Origin of the sequence: Nonomuraea longicatena (assembly GCF_039525605.1) — a bacterium.
GTDB classification, from domain to species: Bacteria; Actinomycetota; Actinomycetes; order Streptosporangiales; family Streptosporangiaceae; genus Nonomuraea; species Nonomuraea longicatena.
Window position 1 is genome coordinate 1 of sequence record NZ_BAAAHQ010000011.1, and the last position, 18,777, is coordinate 18,777.

18 protein-coding genes are annotated in these 18,777 nt (G+C 71.7%); 8 read left to right on the forward strand and 10 right to left on the reverse strand.

The window, feature by feature from the left end:
* Nucleotides 1-37 precede the first annotated feature (37 nt).
* A complete protein-coding gene (locus ABD120_RS12645; RefSeq protein WP_343950007.1) occupies nucleotides 38-538 on the reverse strand; it encodes a MarR family winged helix-turn-helix transcriptional regulator in 501 nt (166 codons plus the stop codon).
* 19 nt (nucleotides 539-557) lie between these two features.
* Between ABD120_RS12645 and ABD120_RS12650 the strand changes: the two genes are divergently transcribed.
* Entirely contained in the window at nucleotides 558-1,469 is a 912-nt protein-coding gene (locus ABD120_RS12650; protein ID WP_343950008.1) for a DMT family transporter, read from the forward strand.
* A 75-nt stretch (nucleotides 1,470-1,544) separates the two neighbouring features.
* Here ABD120_RS12650 and ABD120_RS12655 read toward each other — a convergent pair whose 3' ends face one another.
* Nucleotides 1,545-2,903 carry an N-acetylmuramoyl-L-alanine amidase gene (locus ABD120_RS12655; RefSeq protein WP_343950009.1) on the reverse strand — a complete coding sequence of 453 codons (1,359 nt, stop codon included), beginning with the start codon at nucleotides 2,901-2,903 and terminating at the stop codon, nucleotides 1,545-1,547.
* A complete protein-coding gene (locus ABD120_RS12660) occupies nucleotides 2,900-3,820 on the reverse strand; it encodes a M23 family metallopeptidase (RefSeq protein ID WP_343950010.1) in 921 nt (306 codons plus the stop codon). The genes ABD120_RS12655 and ABD120_RS12660 overlap by 4 nt, the downstream gene beginning before the upstream one ends.
* A 145-nt stretch (nucleotides 3,821-3,965) precedes the next feature.
* Between ABD120_RS12660 and ABD120_RS12665 the strand changes: the two genes are divergently transcribed.
* Entirely contained in the window at nucleotides 3,966-6,599 is a 2,634-nt protein-coding gene (locus tag ABD120_RS12665; RefSeq protein WP_343950012.1) for an AfsR/SARP family transcriptional regulator, read from the forward strand.
* Here the strand turns inward: ABD120_RS12665 and mads6 are convergent.
* Entirely contained in the window at nucleotides 6,596-7,933 is a 1,338-nt protein-coding gene (gene mads6 / locus ABD120_RS12670; protein ID WP_343950013.1) for a methylation-associated defense system protein kinase MAD6, read from the reverse strand. The genes ABD120_RS12665 and mads6 overlap by 4 nt on opposite strands.
* Nucleotides 7,934-7,993: 60 nt before the next feature.
* On the opposite strand from mads6, the gene ABD120_RS12675 reads away from it, so the two are divergent.
* From ABD120_RS12675 to ABD120_RS12695, 5 genes are all read left to right on the forward strand, one after another.
* The gene (locus tag ABD120_RS12675) at nucleotides 7,994-8,590 is read left to right on the forward strand and encodes a type 1 glutamine amidotransferase family protein (protein WP_343950014.1); all 597 of its coding nucleotides are present in this window, start codon (nucleotides 7,994-7,996) and stop codon (nucleotides 8,588-8,590) included.
* Entirely contained in the window at nucleotides 8,587-9,024 is a 438-nt protein-coding gene (locus tag ABD120_RS12680; protein ID WP_343950015.1) for a MarR family winged helix-turn-helix transcriptional regulator, read from the forward strand. Before ABD120_RS12675 ends, ABD120_RS12680 begins: the two co-directional genes overlap by 4 nt.
* Before the next feature lie 47 nt (nucleotides 9,025-9,071).
* Nucleotides 9,072-9,449 (forward strand): YchJ family protein, encoded by a 378-nt coding sequence (locus ABD120_RS12685; RefSeq protein WP_343950016.1) that lies wholly within the window; start codon nucleotides 9,072-9,074, stop codon nucleotides 9,447-9,449.
* A gap of 64 nt (nucleotides 9,450-9,513) precedes the next feature.
* Entirely contained in the window at nucleotides 9,514-10,062 is a 549-nt protein-coding gene (locus ABD120_RS12690) for a DUF1707 SHOCT-like domain-containing protein (protein WP_343950017.1), read from the forward strand.
* A 13-nt stretch (nucleotides 10,063-10,075) separates the two neighbouring features.
* A complete protein-coding gene (locus ABD120_RS12695; RefSeq protein WP_343950018.1) occupies nucleotides 10,076-11,023 on the forward strand; it encodes an NAD(P)H-dependent flavin oxidoreductase in 948 nt (315 codons plus the stop codon).
* A gap of 75 nt (nucleotides 11,024-11,098) precedes the next feature.
* On the opposite strand, the gene ABD120_RS12700 is transcribed toward ABD120_RS12695, so the two are convergent.
* The 4 genes from ABD120_RS12700 to ABD120_RS12715 all read right to left on the reverse strand — a co-directional run bounded on the left by ABD120_RS12700 (nucleotide 11,099) and on the right by ABD120_RS12715 (nucleotide 14,569).
* A complete protein-coding gene (locus tag ABD120_RS12700) occupies nucleotides 11,099-11,944 on the reverse strand; it encodes a glycerophosphodiester phosphodiesterase (RefSeq protein WP_343950019.1) in 846 nt (281 codons plus the stop codon).
* 63 nt (nucleotides 11,945-12,007) lie between these two features.
* On the reverse strand, nucleotides 12,008-12,544 hold the full coding sequence (locus ABD120_RS12705; RefSeq protein WP_343950020.1) for an NUDIX hydrolase family protein: 537 nt from the start codon (nucleotides 12,542-12,544) through the stop codon (nucleotides 12,008-12,010).
* A 156-nt stretch (nucleotides 12,545-12,700) separates the two neighbouring features.
* A complete protein-coding gene (locus ABD120_RS12710) occupies nucleotides 12,701-13,543 on the reverse strand; it encodes a sigma-70 family RNA polymerase sigma factor (protein WP_343950021.1) in 843 nt (280 codons plus the stop codon).
* Nucleotides 13,544-13,576: 33 nt separating this feature from the next.
* Nucleotides 13,577-14,569: a TetR/AcrR family transcriptional regulator gene (locus ABD120_RS12715; protein ID WP_343950023.1), complete on the reverse strand. Its 993-nt coding sequence runs from the start codon at nucleotides 14,567-14,569 to the stop codon at nucleotides 13,577-13,579.
* A 60-nt stretch (nucleotides 14,570-14,629) separates the two neighbouring features.
* On the opposite strand from ABD120_RS12715, the gene ABD120_RS12720 reads away from it, so the two are divergent.
* The gene (locus ABD120_RS12720) at nucleotides 14,630-16,453 is read left to right on the forward strand and encodes a right-handed parallel beta-helix repeat-containing protein (protein ID WP_343950024.1); all 1,824 of its coding nucleotides are present in this window, start codon (nucleotides 14,630-14,632) and stop codon (nucleotides 16,451-16,453) included.
* Nucleotides 16,454-16,519: 66 nt separating this feature from the next.
* Here ABD120_RS12720 and ABD120_RS12725 read toward each other — a convergent pair whose 3' ends face one another.
* Nucleotides 16,520-17,743, reverse strand: coding sequence for a glycosyltransferase (locus tag ABD120_RS12725; RefSeq protein ID WP_343950025.1), 1,224 nt, complete (start codon nucleotides 17,741-17,743; stop codon nucleotides 16,520-16,522).
* A 164-nt stretch (nucleotides 17,744-17,907) separates the two neighbouring features.
* Complete coding sequence (locus ABD120_RS12730; RefSeq protein WP_343950026.1) at nucleotides 17,908-18,522, reverse strand: hypothetical protein; 615 nt, start codon at nucleotides 18,520-18,522, stop codon at nucleotides 17,908-17,910.
* Nucleotides 18,523-18,777: the final 255 nt, after the last annotated feature.

The window sequence follows — 18,777 nt, forward strand, 5'->3', positions numbered from 1 at the left end:
AGACCCCCTCGGGAGGTGCTCGCCTCCATCATCTCTGTCAGCTCTCCTCGTGGAATCGCAGCCACCGGGTCAGGATCGCCTCCAGCGCCACCCGGTCCTCTGTGGAAAGCTGTTCCACCAGCCGTCGTTCGTTGGCCATGTGCTCGGTGAAGGCCGTGTCGATCACCCGCACTCCCTCCGGGGTCAGCGCCACGATCCGGCGCCGCCCGTCCCGCTCGGCCGCCCGCCGCTCCACCAGCCCGGCCGCCACCAGCCGGTCGATGCGCTTGGTCATCGCCCCCGTGGTCACCATGGTGTGCTCGGCCAGTTCCCCGGGAGCCCGCTCGTACGGCGCGCCCGCCCGCCGCAGCGTGGCCAGCACGTCGAACTCCCCCTCTCCCAGCCCGTGCCGCGCGTAGAGCGCGACCAGTTCCCCGGTGAGGTGCGCGGCCAGCCGGTGCAGCCGCCCGATGACGCCCTGCGGCGCGACGTCGAGGTCGGGCCGCTCCCGCCGCCACGCCTCCTGGATCCGGGCCACCCTGTCCCCATTAGCTTCCATAGAAGCTATATTAGCTTCCATGGAAGCCAGATGGCGGTGGGCGCTCATCACGGCGATCGCGCCGATCGCATGGGGCTCCAACTACTACGTGACCCGCTGGTTCCTGCCCCCCGACGCCCCCTTGTGGGGCGCGCTCCTGCGCGCCCTGCCCGCCGGCCTCCTGCTCCTCCTCCTGGCCCGCCGCCTGCCCAGCGGCTCCTGGTGGTGGCGTGCGCCCGTCCTCGGCACCCTCAACGTGGGCGCCTTCTTCATCCTCGTCTACCTGGCCTCCCAACTCCTCCCCTCAGGTGTCGCCGCCACGATCATGGCCGCCTCGGCCGTCGTGCTCATGCTGCTGGCCTGGCCCCTGCTCGGCGAACGCCCCGCCGTGCTCGCTCTGACGGGCGGCGCGATCGGGTTCGCCGGCGTCTGCCTGCTCCTGGTCAACGGCGGGACGGCGGTGCGGCCCTGGGGCGTGGCGGCCTCCTTCGCCGCCATGCTCATGTCCTCGCTCGGCTTCATCCTCACCAAACGCTGGACGCCTCCCGTCTCGGCCACGGCCGCCACCTCCTGGCAGCTCCTCGGCGGCGGCCTGGTGATCGCGCCCTTCGCCCTGCTGGTCGAAGGCGCCCCGCCCGCGCTCGACGGGGCCGCGCTGCTCGGCTTCGGGTACGTCACGGTGATCGCCACCGCCCTGGCGTTCGTGGCCTGGTTCGCCGGGCTGCGCCACCTGCCCGCCGCCTCCGTGGGACTGGTCGGGCTGCTCAACCCGGTCACCGGGGTCCTGCTCGGCACCCTGCTCGCGGGCGAGCCGTGGGGCTGGCGGCAGGCGGCGGGGACGGCGCTGGTGCTGGCCGGGGTGGTGATCGGGCAGCGAGTCACGGCCGGTGGCGAGGCGCCGAAGCACCGGGGTGGTGATCGGGTAGCGCGCCGCAGCCGGGCGGAGCGCTGAAACGGTCACGGGGCCCCCGGCGTCCGCCGGAGGCCCCGCTGTTCGACGGTCACGACGCCGACCGGCGAACCGCTGCTAGCCGCAATGCTCGAACGGGCTGGTGTACGAGCTGTTGCCGACCGATCCGCCCCACTTCACGCAGGTGTTGGGTGCGGCGGCACTGACCGGGCCGGCGTAGTAGGAGAAGTTGCCCTTGTCCTCGGCCCTCGGACTGCCCTGCACCTCAAGGAAGGCGCTGGCAGGCGAGGCGGTGCCGAGCTGGGTCTGCTTCATCGTGGCCACGCAGTTCTTGCCCGAGGCCGCGCTGTAGAGCAGGTAGACCGTGCCGTCGGTGCCGAGCGGCGCGGAGTCGATGACCGAGTAGCCCGTTCCGCAGACCGACGCCGGCGTGTGCGGGTTGCTCGCGCCGCCGGTGATGTAGCTCATGTACTTCGCCCAGTCCCAGTTCGGGCCGGGGTCGGTGTGGTCGTTGCCGGGTACTTCCACGTGGCCCAGGATGTTCGCCCGGGTCTTGGGGATGTTGTACCTGTCGGCGATGTTGCGGACCAGCGCGGCGGACGAACGATACATCTGGTCGGTGAACCAGGCGGCGTTGTCGATGTAGCCCTCGTGCTCGATGCCGATGCTGTTGGTGTTGGCGTTCCTCGCGTGCCAGGCCCGGTCCTTCTCCCGGACCATCTGCGTGATCTGCCCGTCGGAGGAACGGATCACGTAGTGCGAGGAGGTCTTGGCGCGGACGTCCTGGAACCAGGAGATCGTCCCCGCGTAGGTGCCCTGCGCCACGTGGATGATGATCTTGTTGATCGGTGCGCTCGCCGGCCGGTTGGCCACGGTGTAGTTCGACGAGAGCGCCGGCTTCCAGATCGCGTCCGGGTAGTCGACCGCGGCCGCCTCCGCGAACGGCTCGCCGTCCGGGCCGCGCTCAGGCTGTACGGCCTGGGCCTTGACGGTGACGCCCCTGGTGTCGATGCCCGTGGACAGCGCCTCGTAGACGGCGTCGGCGTAGATCGTCGCCGTGTTGGAGCTGCCCCCGTAGGCGCCGACCGCGGCGTACCACTTGGACAGGTCCTTGCGGGCGCCGGCGTCCATGCCGAGCGCGTCCGCCTTGGCCCGCAGGACGGCGGCACCGCCCAGGATGTTGGCGGCGTCGTCGGCCCGCAGCCGCTCGACCGGCGTCGAGGTGATCTCGGCGGCCTGCTGCACGGCCTTCGGGACCAGGTGCATCATGCCGTAGCCGCCGCTGGCACTGGGCTTGCCCTGGTGCCCGTCGAGACGGCTCTCGGCGTAGGCGAGCGCGACCAGGAGGTCGCGGGGGACGTCGTAACCGCTCGAAGCCTTGGCGAAGGCGTCGGACAGCGGGTTCGACTCAGCGGTTGCGGCCTGCTGGCCGGACATCACGAGGAGTCCGGCCAGGGCGAGGATCCTGATTCTCATGAACCGCAGTGCTCGAAGGGGGAGTCGTAGGCGGCGGAGCCGATGCTGCCGCCCCACTTGACGCACTTGTTGGGCGCGTTGGCCGTCACGGGGCCCGCGTACCACTGGAAGTTGCCGCTGTCGGTCTTCCTGGTACTTCCTTGGACTTCCAGATAGGCGCTGACCGGGGAGGCCGTGCCGATGTTGGTCGCCTTGATGGTGGCCACGCAGTTGTTGCCGTTGGCGTTGTTGTACAGCAGGTAGGTCTGGCCCTGGTTGCTGCCGAGGGCGGCGGAGTCGATCACCTTGTAACCGGCGCCGCAGACCGTCTCCGGCGTGTGCGGGTTGGTGTTGCCGCCACCGCAGTTGCGCGAGGTCACGGTCTGGTTCGGGTAGCCGAAGGTGACGCCGTTGAAGACGGCCTTGCGGATGTTGCCCGGGTAGCCGGTGCCCTCGCGGACCTCGAAGTGCAGGTGCGGGCTGATGTTGTTGCCCGGCTTGCTGGTGTTGCCGACCGTACCGATCGCCTCGCCCTGGGTCACGGTCTCACCCACGGAGACCGAGCGCCGCTGCAGGTGGGCGTAGTACGTGGTCCAGCCACCACCATGGTCGATCTTCACCAGGTTGCCGAAGCCGTTCTCCGAACCCTGGTGGGAGGAGATGGTGACGGTGCCCGCACCGGCGGCCACGACGGTGTCGCCGAGGTCGGCGTCCGCGGTGCTGCCCCGGTTGAAGTCAAGTTCCCACGACCGGTGCGCACTGCTGTTGCTGGAGTTTCCAACCCAGGCCTGGCCACAGGGGAATGGCAGTTGCAGACTCGGTGCGGCGGCGACGCCGACATCAGGACTGGTGGGTTCGGGTTCGGCCGAGGCGGCCGAAACCGTGCCGAGAGAGAGTAAGAAGGCGATGCCCGTGACCAATGCCACTCTGAGCTTCATACACGATCCTCTCGCGAAAATGGATCTCTGACACCAGGGTGTGCATAAGGCGCACAAGAATCGTTCAGAACAGATACAAAGGGCTGTCGGTTCTCTAAAGGGAGCGGATGCGCTCATGTCGGTCACCTTCTCTGTGCTCGGACCGTTGGAAATCAGATCCGCAGGCCAGATCACGCGGATCTCTGGCAAGAAGACCCGGCTGCTGCTCGCCACGCTGCTGCTGAACGCGGGGCACGCGGTCGGTACCGACCAGATCGTCGAGGTGTTGTGGCCGGAGCGCCCGCCCCGCTCCGCGCAGGCGAACGTGCGCACGTACGTCAGCACACTGCGTTCGGACCTCGGCGGCGGCTATCTGCGCGGCGACGGCTGCGGCTACGCGATCGAGGTGCCGGACGGCGCCCTCGACCTGCTGGAGTTCGAACGGCTGGTCGCGGCCGGGCGGCGCGCGGAGGCGCTCGCGCTGTGGCGCGGGGCGCCGCTGTGCGACCTGCCCGGCAGCCCGCTGTGGGACCGCAGGCTCGAACCCCTCAGAGAGGTACGGCTGCGCGTCGCCGAAGAACTCGCCGTCAGCCGGCTCGAACAGGGCGAGCACGCCGAGGCCGTCGCCCAGTTGCGCGGCCTGCTGGCCGAACACCCCTACCGCGAGGACCTGTGGCAGCAACTGCTGTCCGCCCTGCACCGGGGCGGCCGGAAGGCCGAGGCGCTGCGCACGTACGGCGCGATCCGCGCCCAGCTCGTGGACGAGCTCGGCGTCGAGCCCGGCCTCGACCTGCGCAGGACCTACGAGACGATCCTCGCGGACGAGGAGCCCGGCTCGGTGCCGATGCAGCTTCCGCCCGATCTGCCGGACTTCACCGGCCGGGAGGTCGCGCTGGCGGCGCTGGCCGGCCCGTTCCGGCTCGCGGTCGTGTCCGGGCCGCCCGGTGCCGGCAAGACCGCGCTCGCCGTCCGCGCGGCGTACGCGCTGCGCGAGCGCTACCCGGCGGGGCAGCTCTACCTCGAAGTGGGCGACAGGGACCCGGCCGACCTGCTGGCCGAACTGCTGCGGGCGATCGGCGTCGGATATCCGCCGCCGTCGGTGGCCGAACGTTCGGCGCTGCTGCGCTCGCGGCTGGCCAACCGGCCGATGCTGCTGGTGCTCGACGACGTGGTCTCCGTCGAGCAGGTACGGCCGCTGCTGCCGGGCAACGACAGCGCGGTGCTCATGACCAGCGGCCAGCGCATCGCCGGGCTGCCCGGCGCCCTGAGCGTCGAGGTCGGCGGGCTCACCCCCGACGAGGGGCTGCGCCTGCTCGGCCGGATCGTCGGCAGCGACCGGGTGGCCCGCGAGCCGGAGGCGGCGCTGGCGATAGTGGCCGCCTGCGGGGCACTGCCCCTGGGCGTCAGGAGCGCGGGCGCCCGCCTGGCCGCCCGGCCCGGCTGGTCGCTGGCCGTACTGCGGCAGCGGCTCGACGACGACCGGCTCGGCGACCTCAAGGAACTGCGTGCCAGCCTCGACCGCACCTATACGCGGCTGCCCGGCGAGGCCGCCCGCATCCTCGGCACGCTCGGCCTGCTCGGCGAGTTCGCGCAGCCCGGCTGGGTGGTCGGCGCCGCGCTCGACCGGTCGCGTGCCGACGACGTGACCGACCTGCTCGTGGACGCCAACCTGCTGCGCCTGGTCGGCACCGATCCGGTGGGACAGCCGCGCTACCTGGTGCCGGAACTCATCGGCACGCACGCCCGCCGCCGCGACCTGGACCCGGCCGGGCTGGGGCGGGTGCTCGCCGCCTGGACGGTCGCCGCGGAGCACGCCATGCGCAGGCTGCCCACCACCGTGTTCAGCCTCACCTCCGCGCGGGCGCCGCGCTGGGCGCTGCCGCCCGCGATGCTCGACCGGCTGACCGCCGACCCGGCCGGTTGGTTCGAGGCCGAGCACGACGCGCTCGTGGGGGCGGTGACGGTGGCCGCGCTGTCCGGGCTGGCCCAGTCGGCCTGGGGGCTGGCCGCCGCGATGGTGCCCTATTTCGACCTGCACTGCCATTACGACTCGTGGGAGCGTACGCACCAGGTGGCGCTGGCCGCCGCGAGAAGCGCGGGAGACCGGTACGGCGAGGCCGCGATGCTGCGCGGCCTCGCCCAGGTGAGCCTCTACCGGGACCGGTACGAGGAGGCCGCCGAGCAGTTCATCCGGGCCCGGACCATCTTCCGCGAGCTGGGCGACGTCAGGGCGGAGGCCACCTCGATCTGCGGGCTGGGTGCGGTCAGCCAGTTCGACGGCAACCTTCCGCAGGCGCTCGGCCACTTCCGGCGGGCGCTGTCGATGTTCCTGGAGCTCGGGGACCGGAGGGGGGAGGCGTTCACCCGCCAGGCGATCGGCCGTTTCCACCTCAGGACCGGCGACCGGGCGCAGGCGTCGCGGTGGCTGGAGCAGGCCATGCGGCTGGCGCAGGAGCTGGGGGACTCCCACCGGGAGGGCTGCGTGAGCCTGCAGATCGGGCGATTACACCGGGAGATCTCCTTCCACCGGCACGCTCTCGACATCTTCGAGTCGCTGCGCGACCGGCACTGCGGCGCGTACGCCCTGCAGAGCCTGGCCGGGCTGCTGGTGGACAGGGGCGAGTGGTCGCCCGCCTCCGACGGGCTCGAACGCTCGCTGCTGATCTTCCAGGAGCTGGGTGACCGGAGCGGCGAGGCGCAGACCACGCAGATGCTCGGTGAGCTGCACCGCTCGGCCGGACGCGGCCGGCTCGCCCGCGACTACCTGGAGCACGCGAGCACGCTGCGGCGCAGCTTCTAGGGGAGGACCCGGCGGAACAGGCGGCGCAGCCGGGACTTCGGGGGCGTGCCCTTCAGCGCGTCCAGGCTCTCGGCGGCCGTGGGGCGTTTGCCGGGGTTGTGGTCGAGCATGCGGCGGACCACGTCGGGCACATCGGGTCCGTGGGCGTCGGGGCCGGTGGGCAGCTCGCCGGTGAGGAGCTGGTAGGCGAGGACACCGGCCGCGTAGACGTCGGCGGCGCCGGTCATGCGGTCGGGGCGGGCCCGGCACTCGGGGGCCACGTAGTGGTAGTCGAGCACGTTGGACAGCTCGTGGGCGACGGTGTAGGCGCGGGCGCCGGGCTTGGCGTAGTCGAAGCCGGTGAGGACGGCGTGGCCGTCGTCGGTGACGAGCACGCTGGCCGGGGTGAGCGCGCGGTGGATGACGCCGTTGGCGTGCAGGTGGGCGAGGCCGCGCAGCATGTCCTGGATGACGCCGAGCCGGACGCCGGTGCCCAGCCGCAGGTGCAGGGCCTCGCCGTGGACGTCGTCGAGGACCAGGACGAAGCGGCTCTCGTCGTCGATGGCGAAGAAGTCGCGCGAGCGCACCACGCACGGGTGGGGCGGCACCTTGGCCAGCGACTGGTAGGCGTTGGCGATGCGCTGCCGTTCGGCCACCCGGTCGTCGTGGTCGGCGAGCGGGTCGGCCTGGTAGACGCGCAGGAGTACGGTCTCGCTGCCGGGCAGGGTGGCGTTGAAGGCGCGGTACTCGGTGACGCGGGCGTCGCCGCCGAGTTGCTCCTCGACCTCCCAGTTGCCGAATCTGGGCGGGGCGGTGCTGCGCCGAACGGTCTGGTTGAGGGCGTCGAGGATCTCGGTGAGGTACGGCCGGACGTCGGGGCTGCACCCTCTGCGGACGCGGGAGACGTCGCTCAGCGTGGTGATCAGCGCGTCGAGGGAGGTGACGTTGACGGCGTCGCGTCCGCCGGGGTCGACGAGCTGGGCGTCGGGGGAGCTGAGGACGACGAGGCTGTCGACGTACACGCGGGAGAGGCGGCGGTGGCTGTCGACGAGCAGGCCCTTGACCGCTCTGGCGGTGCCCCTGAGTTTGGTGACGGGGGAGCCGTAGGCGCCGCTGCGCGGGGGGAACCAGCGGGAGCCGGAGACCTCGATGCGGCCTCTGGTGCCCTTGACGTCGACGACGACGAGGGAGTGGCCGGTGAGGACGATGAGATCGACCTCGAACAGGTCGTCGCCCCGGGGGACCTCGACGTTGTGCAGGAGCAGCCAGTCGTCGGGCGCGTGGTCGCGAAGGTGGGCGATCACCCTTCTCTCGGCGTCGTTGACCGGAATTCCGCCGCCGACGATCTCAGCCATAGCCGCAATCCTCGCACGGTTTCAGTTGACAACATGTTGTCGTTTTGACAGAATGTTGCCATGAAGCGAATCGTTCACCACGCTGTGTACAACACCTTCGCCGACTGGGAGACCGGGCACGCGACCGCGCACCTGCGCTCCATGGGCGGCTTCGAGGTCGTCACCGTCGGCGCCACCCTCGACCCGGTGACCAGCATCGGCGGCATGCGGGTCCTGCCCGACATCACGCTCGACCGGCTCTCACCGGCCGACAGCGCGCTGCTGATCCTGCCCGGCGCCGAAGCCTGGGACGGCGGTGACCTCGACGCTTTCGGGCGTCAGGCCGTCCGCTTCCTCGCGGCGGGCGTGCCGGTGGCGGCCATCTGCGGCGCCACCGGCGGGCTGGCCAGACAGGGGGCGCTCGACGGGCGGCGGCACACGAGCAACGTGCTGCAGTACCTTCAGGCGCAGCCCGGCTATGCGGGCACCGAGCACTATGTCGAGGCCGACGCCGTCACCGACGGTGACCTGATCACGGCCGGGGCCACCGAGCCGGAGGCGTTCGCGCGGGAGATCTTCGCCAGGCTGGAGGTGTTCTCGCCGGAGGTGCTCGACGCGTGGTTCCGGGTGTTCAAGGACAGTGACGCGTCCGCGTACGAGGTGCTGGCGGGAGCATGAGCGAGCCGCACGAACTGCTGTCGGCCAGCGCGTTGGCGGCCTTCCGGCTCAACGGGCAGTTCCTGGAGGCGGCCGAGGGGCTGGCCCGGCCGGTCGGGCTGACGGCGGCGTGGTGGCAGGTGCTCGGGGCGGTGCTGCACGAGCCGATGCCGGTCGCGGGGATCGCGCGGGTGATGGGAATGACCAGGCAGGGGGTGCAGCGTATCGCCGACCTGCTGGCGGAGAAGGGGATGGTGGAGTATCAGCCCAATCCCGCGCATCGGCGGGCCAAACTGGTCCGGCTGACGCCGGAGGGGCGGGCGGCGGTCGAGCGCATCGCCCCCGCACACCGGGAGCTGGCCGCGCGACTGGCGGCCGAACTGGGCGACGACTGGCCGGCGTGCGTGGCGGCGGTCGCGCGCCTGTCCGCCGCGCTGGACCAGGTGCTCGACTGACTGCCCACCGGGTTTCGGCGGGGTGGTGGGGCTGGGAGCATGGGGCAATGGCCACACGTGACTGTCCGTGCGGGTTGCCCGCTTCCTACGACGAGTGCTGCGGGCGGTTGCACCGCGGGCCGGCGCGGGCGCTCACCGCCGAGCGGCTGATGCGCTCGCGGTACAGCGCCTACGCGGTCAAGGACGCCGCATACCTGCTCAAGAGCTGGCATTCCAGCACCCGGCCGGATCAGCTCGGGTTCGAGCGCGGCCTGCGCTGGGAGGGCTTGGAGGTCGTCGCGGTCACGGGCGGCAGCGCCGTCCACACCGAGGGCACGGTGGAGTTCGTGGCGCGCTTCAGCCGGCGCGGGCAGTCGGGGGAGATGCGGGAGACGAGCAGGTTCGTCCGGGAAGCCGGAGAGTGGGTCTACCTCGACGGGAAGTGAGTCCCTCGGGGAGGCCGGAGAGTGGGTCTACCTCTCCCACAGGTGAGTCCCTAGGGTGGACGCCATGGCGGACCGCCCGGAACTTCGCGCCGGTGACCACGACCGAGACCGGATCGCCGAACAGTTGCGCGACGCCGCCGGAGACGGGCGGATCGACCTCGACGAGCTGACCGACCGCCTCGACCGCGTCTACGCCGCCCGCACCCTGAACGAACTCGACACCGTCGTCGCCGACCTCGTCGTCCCCGCCGCGCAGGTGCCCGTCAAACCTCTCGAACTGCACACCAGGGGCGGCAGGCTCCGGCAGGTCGGGCAGTGGACGGTCCCCGCCCGGATCAGCGCGCGGGCCGGGCGATGGGGGACGGTCGTCATCGACTTCACCCAGGCCGACTGCCCGCACAGCGAGGTGCGGATCGACCTGGAGGTCACCTCCTGGTTCGGCGACATCGTGGTCGTCGTGCCGCGCGACTGGTGGGTGCGCGACGACGGCCTCCGGCGCCGGCTGCTCGGCGCCGTGTTCAACCGGCCGCCCTCGCCGCCGTCGCGGGCGCCGGTTCTCGTACGGTTGACCGGCACTGTCCGCACCGGCGACGTGTGGGTGAAGTACCGCTAGTTACTGTGGGCTCATGCGCACATGGCTGACGGAACGGTTCGGCGTGACGGTGCCCCTGGTCGGGGCGCCGATGGCGGGGGTCGGCGCCGGGCGGCTGGCCGCAGCGGTGTCGGCGGCCGGGGCCCTCGGCATGATCGGGGTGCCCCCGGCGGCCGGCGGCTCGTGGATCGCCGAGCAGGCGGAGATCGCGGGCGCGGGCGGGCGACCGTACGGGATCGGGTTGATGGCCTGGGTGCTGCGCGACGGCACGGACCAGCTCGGCGCGGTCCTCGACGCGCGGCCCGCCCTCGTGTCGGTGAGTTTCGGGCCCTACGCCGAGTACGTCGAGCCGCTGCGTGCGGCCGGGATCACCGTCGTCACCCAGGCGGGCACCACCCGGGAGGCGATCGACGCCGAGCGCGCCGGGGTGGACGCGGTCGTCGCCAGGGGCGGCGAGGGCGGCGGGCACGGGCGTGCCGACGTGGCCACCCTGCCGCTGCTGCAGGGCGTCCTCGACGCGGTACGGATCCCGGTGCTGGCCGCCGGCGGCCTCGCGGGCGCACGCGGGCTCGCGGCGGTGCTCGCGGCGGGCGCGGCGGGCGGCTGGGCGGGTACGGCCTTCATGGCGTGCGAGGAGTCCGAACTGCCGGAGGGCGCCGTCGGCAGGCTGCTGGCCGCCGGCGAGGACGCCACCGCCTACGGCCGCGTCTTCGACGTCGCTCAGCGGCTGGACTGGCCGGTGGAGTACGGCGGCCGCGCCCTGCGCAACGCCTACTTCGACCGGTGGGCGGGCCGCGAGGACGAACTGGCCGCCGACGAGCGGGCGCAGGCCGAACTCGCCGACGCCCGCAAGGCGGGTGACTACGACACGGCCTACATCTACACCGGCGCGGGCGTCGGCCTGATCCGCGAGCGCCTTCCCGCCGCCTCGGTGGTCGCCGGGTTCGCCGAGGCGGAGGGGTTGCTGCGCAGGTTCTGCTGAGGGCCGGCCCGTGCGATGGCGGCCCTTGCGATGGCGGCCGGTCAGGTGCCGGCTCGCCCGTGCGATGGCGGCCGGTCAGGTGTCGGCGAGGTCGCCGAGGTCGGGGCGGTTGGTGATGATGCCGTCGACGCCGTACGAGAGCATTCTGCGGGCGACGGCGGGGTCGTCCACCGTCCAGGCGAGGACCTGCATGCCGAGCGCGTGCACCCGCCGCACGTACGAACGGGTGAGCGCCGAGTACGGTGGGTTGATCTGGCGGGCCCAGCCCGCCAGCGCGGGCAGGTCGGCGGCGGCCGGGGTGCCGAGCAGCCCTACCGGGACCTGCGGCAGCCTGGTGTGGAAGGCCCGCGCGGCGGCCCAGTCGAACGACTGCACGACCACCCGCCCCGGCTGCTGCCACCCGGGGTGGGCGCGCAGTTCGTCGGCGACCCTGGCTTCGAGGTCCGGCCGCTGCCCGTCGGTCTTGATCTCCAGGAGGAGGCCGAGGTCGCTGTCGGACATCTCCCGCAGCGTCTCGGCGAGTGTGGGGACGCGCTCGCCGTCATAGTCGCGCTCACCGTCGTCGCGCTCGCCGTCGTGGTCGCGCGCGAACCAGGATCCGGCGTCCAGCCTGCGGATCTCGGCGAGTGTGAAGTCGGTGACCCGCCACGGCGCGCGGCCGGGGAAGACCTGTTCGACGTCGGTGGTTCTGGCCAGGGTGGCGTCGTGGAGCAGGACCAGCCGACGGTCCTTGGTCTCCCGCACGTCGATCTCGAACAGGTCGGCGTCCTGGTCGTCGGCGAGATGGAAGGCGGCGAGGGTGTTCTCGGGCGCGTACGCGGACGCGCCCCGGTGAGCGACGACGACGGGTGCGGCGGCGGTGGCGGGCGAGGCGACGGCCGTCAGCGTGATCGCGATGGCGAGGCCAATACGTCGGACCATGACCTCGAAGCTGGCACCCCGACGTGGACGCCCGTTGAGCGTTGAGTGACGGGACGATTACATTCAGGTAAGTCGGCCGACGTGCGCGAGCGCCTGCTTCAGCACCACGCCCTGTCCGCCCGTCATCTCCTGCTGCACGGCGGGCGAGGCCGCCTCCTCCGGCGTGAACCACACCAGGTCGAGCGCGTCCTGCCGGGGCCGGCAGTCACCGGCGACCGGAACGATGTAGGCGAGCGAGACCGCGTGCTGGCGTGGGTCGTGGTACGGCGTGATCCCCGCCGTCGGGAAGTACTCGGCCACCGTGAACGGCTGCGGCGAGGCCGGGATGTTGGGCAGTGCGACGGGCCCGAGGTCCTTCTCCAGGTGCCGCAGCAGGGCGTCGCGGATGCGCTCGTGGTGCAGCACCCGGCCGGAGACCAGCGCCCGGCTGACCGTGCCGTCCGAGGTGATGCGCAGCAGCAGGCCCACGTGGGTGACCACGCCGGTCGCGTCGACCCTGACCGGGACGGCGTCGATGTACAGGATCGGCATCCGGCCGCGCATCGACTCCAGTTCGTCCGGAGCCAGCCACCCGGGCACGGTTTCGGTCTTTTCGGTCACCCGTCGATCGTACGTCGTAGCCGCCCGCTCGGCACCCCCGCCCCTCCGGACGTCACGGGTCGGCCGCTTCGGATCTCTCGGGCCCGGCGTCGGGGGTGGTCGGCTGGGGTATTGCGGGATCCTGGCGTCGGGGGCGGTCGGTTGGGTCTTCGGGCGTCAGAGGCCGCTGAGGCGGTCCGCGCCGTCCCAGATGTCGATCTCCACGATCAGCCCGTCGCGGATGAGGTAGACGCCCACGGTGGTCATCCTGCCGTCCACCGTGCGCATGAGTCCGGCGGCGCCGTTGACCAGTACGTGCTCGAAGTCCTGCGCGACGGTCCTGAACATCAGCGCCCGCGCCGCGACCTCCGCCGCGCCCTTGATGACCGTCAGCGTGCCCGCCATCTCGGCGCGCAGCAGCACGTCGGGGGCGAGCAGCGCGACCAGGGACTCGAAGTCGCCCACCCGGGCGGCCGACAGGAACGCGTCCACGACCCGCCGCTGCCCGGCCACGTCGGAGTCGGGTACGGCGGCGCCCTGCACCCGGCGCCGCGCCCGGCTGGCGAGCTGGCGGGTGGCGGCCGGGGTGCGGTCGAGGATGCGGGCGATCTCGTCGAACGACACCGAGAACATGTCGTGCAGGACGAACGCCAGCCGTTCCGCCGGATTGAGCTCCTGGAGCACCACCATGAGCGCGAGCCCGACGGAGTCGGCCGTCAGCGCCTCCTGCTCGGGGTCGTCGCCGAAGGTCAGGATCGGGTCGGGGAGGCGGTCCGGCATCGGGTCCTCGCGGCGGGACTCGCGCGAACGCAGCATGTCCAGGCAGACGCGCCCGACGACCGTGGTCAGCCAGCCGCCGAGGTTGTGGATCTCGCCGGCGTCGCTGCGGCTGAGGCGGAACCAGGACTCCTGGACGGCGTCCTCGGCGTCGCCGAGGGAGCCCAGCATCCGGTACGCCACGGCCCGCAGGTGGTGCCGGTGCTCCTCGAAGCGCTGGGCGAGCGCGTCCTTGTCGTCCACGGTGTCCCCCTTTGTCGGGGTCGAGCATACGGGTCAGCCGGTACGGCGCCGCTGCCGGTAGGCGCGTTGCTGGCAGGCGCGGGAGCAGTAGTCGCGGGGGCGGCCGGTGGGGGCGGGGGTGGTGACCGTACCGCAGACCTTGCAGCGTGTTTCATCACGTGTTTCATCACTTATGGAGGCGGCGATGCCGTCGAGGACCCGCTTCAGGCCGTAGGCGAACGGGTCGGCGGGATCGTCGTAGGCGCCCTGCTCGTACAGGCGGTTCAGGGTGGGGTAGCGGAGGTCCAGATGCTCGTAGAGCGTGTCTCTGCCGCCCCACCACTCCTCGTGGGTGACGCCGGTGGACTGCTCCTCGCGGTCGGCCTCGACGAGATGGCGGGCGGCGCCGCCGACGAAGTCGCCGAGCAGCGTCACGGCGGCCACGACCTCGGCGGGCGGCAGACCGGTCCTGACCGTGACGGACAGGGCGCGCTCGAAGTGGGCCACGATGTTGGGGCCCGGCATGCTGCGGGGGCCGCCGGAGTCGAGCAGCCAGGGGTGGCGCAGCGTGAGCGCGAGCAGCCCCCGCGCCCACTCCTCCAACTCCTCCCGCCACCCGGGCGCATCGGTGGCGCCCGCGCCCTCCAGGTCGGCGGCATGGCCACCCGCGCCCGCGCCCTGGCTGTCCGCGCCCGCGTTCTTTGCGTCGCCAGTGCGGTCGCCCGCGCCCGCGTTCTTCGTGTCGGCGGTGTGGCCGGCGCTGCCCGTGTTCCTCGCGTCTCCGGCGCCCGCCGGTTTGGGTGGGCGCAGGGCCTCGGCGAAAACGTGGTCGCGCATCAGGTCGACCAGTTCGGCCTTGCCCGGGACATGGCGGTACAGGGACATCGTGGTGAAGCCGAGCCGCTCGGCCACCCGTCTCATGGAGGCCGCGCGCAGCCCCTCCTCGTCTGCCAGGGCGATCGCGGCGCGCACGATGCCGTCGAGGCTGAGGCGCCGCTTCCCCTCGCTGCTCCACAGCAGTTCGGTGCTGCGCTCGGCGTTCGCCATCCCGGCTCCAGTGTGTATGGTGTACAAAGAATGTGTACATCATACACCGAGGAGGTTCTCATGCTCTTCGTCGATCCCTCCGGCGACGACTCCGGCCCCGGTACGATCGAGCGCCCCTTCGCCACCCTCGACCGGGCCAGGCGGTCCGCGACGCCGGGCACCGTGGTCAACCTCAGGGCGGGCGTCCACCGCCTGAGCGACACCTTCCGCCTCGGGGCGGACGACTCTGGGGTGGTCTACCAGGCGTACGGGTTCGGCACCGCCGTACAGGAGGAGGTCGTCGTCAGCGGCGGCCGGCCGGTCACCGGCTGGCAGCCCGGCGCCGACGGCGTCCACCGCGCCGAGCTTCCGGGCCCGCTCATCCGCCAGCTCTACGTCGCCGACCGGCGCACCCCTCGCGCGTCGATCGCCCTCGACCACGGACTGAGCAGAACCGAGACGGGTTACGTCACGGACCACCCGGCCCCCGCGACCTGGACCGGCCAGGTCGAGTTCGTCTACCGGAGCGTCTACCCCTGGTCCGAGGCGCGCCTCCAGGCGAGCGCGATCTCCGGCGAGGGCGTCACCATGGCCCAGCCCGCCTTCGGCTGGGCGGCGAAGCTGTACCACGCGGTGATGCCCTGGGAGGGCGAGACCTACGGCGCCGACCGCCCGACCTCGGCGGAGAACAGCCCCGCGTTCCTGACCGAGGGCACGTTCGCCCACGCCGACGGCGTACTGCACCTCAAGCCGAACGCGGGCGAGACACCGGGCGCGGGGGCGCCGGGCGCGGGTGCGGAGCCGGGCGCGGGGGCGTCGGCTGCGGGTCAGGAGTCCGGTTCGGGCGAGCTGCCGGTTGCGGGAGTGGCACCCAGTACGGTCGCGGGAGTGGTGCCCAGTACGGTCGTGGTGCCCGTCCTGGAGACCATCCTGTACGCCGAAGGCGCCACCGACCTGGCCTTTCGCGGGATCACCTTCGCCGAGGCGACCTGGCGGCGGCCGAGCACCCCCGAGGGGTTCCTGCACTACCACGGCAACGGCTACTACGACGGCGGCGAGATCAAGGTGGTCACCTTCGCCGAGGGCGAGGCGTCGGTGGCGGTGCCGGGCGACGATGTCGCCATCCCGGGCAACGTCGTCGTCGAGGGCTGCTCGCGGGTGGTGTTCGAGGGCTGCCGGTTCACCCGGATGGGCGCGGTGGCGCTGGAGTTCCGGGGCGCGGGCGAGGACAACGTGCTGCGCGACAGCGAGATCGACGACGTCTCGGCGGGCGGCCTGGTCATCGGGGCGGGGGCCCGTACGCACCGGATCGAGAACAACCGCGTGCACCATGTCGGCGTCGAGTACCACGGCTCCCCGGCCGTGCTGATGGCCGGCACCACCGGCACGGTCGTCGCCGACAACGAGATCGCGGACGTGCCGCACAACGGCATCGTCGTCTACAAGGGCAGCGGCGCCCAGATCCTGGACAACCTGGTGACCAGGTCCATGAGCACGCTGGCCGACGGCGGCGGCATCTACCTGTCGGAGGAGCAGGACGGGGCGGTCGTCCGGGGCAACGCGGTCCTGGACACGCTGACGCCGTACAACTTCGCGCTCTACGCCGACTACGGCGCCGCCGACATCACCTTCGAGGGCAACGTCGTGCGCCGCGCCGACCAGCCGGTCGTGCTGGAGGTGTGGCCGCCGCTGAAGAACGTGAGCTTCATCGGCAACTTCTTCGACAAGGCCCCCGCCCCGCTGGGCGCCGAATGGTCGGAAACAGAAGCCGACACAGAAGCCGGCCCGGAAACAGAAGACGCGGCGAAGTCGATCGTGATCCCCGAAGGGGTGATCTTCACCGGCAACGTCGTGGGCGACGACCCGAGGGCGGAGGCGATCATCGACCGGGCTGGGTGCCGGTGACATCAGCGTAGGGACGCTCCCGGAGACCGGCCACGTCAGAGGCAAGATCGTCCTCACGATGCCCGGCTAGGACTCCAGTGCCACCTCGATCCGCTGCCTGGTGTCCCAGCCGGGTCTGCGCATCGTGAACAGCGTGTACAAGCGGATCGGCAGGAGCAGGGCCAGGTGGGCGGCGCCGTACAGGGGGGCGAGGGCGAAGGTGAGCGTCCGGTGCGGCCGCACCGTCGGATGGCCGGCCGTGCGCAGGTAGCAGAACAGCACCAACAGCACCAGGTACTGGCCCGGCGCGGGCACGACGTACATGAACGGCATGCACACCAGCGCCAGCGTGGACAGCACCCAGCTCACCAGCTCGACCAGCGCCAGCGTCCAGACGAGCGGACGGCGCCGGGGGAAGACGCGCAGGATCCAGAGCGACTCCCGGAGCAACGCGCGGTTCCACCGCGCCTGCTGGCGCAGATAGTGGGCGAGACGCTGGGGCACCAGCGTCTCAGCCCTGGCCGTTGACTGCAGCACCACCCGTCCCTCAAGCAGGCAGTAGCCGGTCAGCCGCCGGTCGTCACCGACGAGCGCGGGCCGTCCCAGGAAACGCTGGGTGAGGAAGTCGCCCAGGTTCGCCCGCACCACTCGGCCTCGGTAGGCCGCCAACGAGCCGCAGCAGCAGAGAACGCTGCCAAGCGCCGAACATGCGGCTCGCTCGTACAGAAAAGCGGCGGCGTACCGCAGGTCGGTGAGCCGGGTCAGCACGTTGACCTCCGCGTTGGCGGCGAGCACCACGCCCGTCACCGCCATGACGCGTCCGTCGGCGAACGGCTTCAGCAGTTCGCCGAGCGCGTCGGGGGCCAGCACGGTGTCACTGTCCACCGTGACGTACACCTCGGACTCAGGGCAGGCGCGGATCGCCGAAGCGAGAGCCTCGCGCTTGCCCCTGTTACCGACCTGTCGCAGGACCCGCACGTCGCCGAACGTCTCGGCGACCTCGACGGCGGCCGTGTCGGCACTGCCGTCGTCGACCACGACCACCGACGCGGGCGGCCTGCGCTGCCCGAGGACCGAGAGAAGGCACCGCCGAAGCGTCTCAGGATCCTCGTTGTAGACGGGCACGATGACCACGACCTCGCCGTCGGGGCCCGTGCCCTCCTCGCGTCTGACCGGCAGATAGCAGAGCGCCAGCAGGAGCTTCACCGTCAGTACGGCGAGGACCAGCACTCCGAGCGGTCCCATGTCGTCGGGCACGCCCCACACGAAGACGGCCACCGTGAGTGGCGCGAAGACGATGAGGCTTGGCAACTGGTTCCCCCGGCTCAGAGCGCTATGGCAGCCACTATGGGGGGCGGGCGTCGCCGAAGCACGGACCACACGCCCGCCTGCGGAGTCGTTTGAGCTTTCATGACGCCGCGTTCACCAGCGGGCCGGTGTTCGGTCGCGGACGCCGGCAGCAGCGGGTCGGAAACTCAGTCGCAGACGCCGGGCAGCTCGCAGACCTTGGCGGCCATCGCCTTGGCGTCGCGTACCTGCTTGGCGAAGTCGGCCGCCCTGGGCTTGTTCCGGGTGAAGCCGGCGCTCTCGGCGTAGGCGATCAGCGCGCTGCCCTTGCGGACCACGATGACGCGCTCGCCGTAGCGGAGGTCCGGCCTGATGTCGTGGCGGCTCACCTGGAGGGCGCCGTCGCCGAGGCGGCGCTCGGCCACCGTGTGCCGGTACATGCCCGTCTTGGCGCACTTCTGGACGGCCGTCTTGTACGCCTCCAGCGCCTCGGTGGCCGCGTTCGCGTCGGCGTACAACGCGACCTGCTCCGCGTACCGGTACTCGGCGTCGCCGCTGGCGGCGGCCGTGCGCATCGTCGTGACGCCGGTGGGCGCGGGGGTGCGGCAGAGGATGAGCGGGGCGAGCCGGGTCGGCTTGTCGCTGACCTCCCAGCCGATCTCCACGGTGCCGAACGGCTTGCGGGCCTGCTTGCTCTCGTAGGTCAGGAATTTGGCGGGCAGTTTCGTCGCGGCGCTCGCGGGGGGTGTCAGGACCAGCCCGAACGCGCCCGCCGCCACCAGTCCGACCACAACAGTCCTCATCGCACTCACCTTTCGTCGATCACTCCGCCCTGGTGAGATGCACGGACGGCGGGCCTGGTTCGCGGCGATCTCCGGCCTTCTACAAGGTGCCACTGCATTGCCGGGCAATGTGCTACATGCCTGGCAAATCCTGATGAACGCTTTGCGGCCGCCATGCCGAACCCCCGGATCCGGCCTGTGCGGGCTCCAGTAGAGTCGTTTGGCAGAACATATCCATTCTCCTGTTCACGCCGAATATCACACCCCTCGACCGGG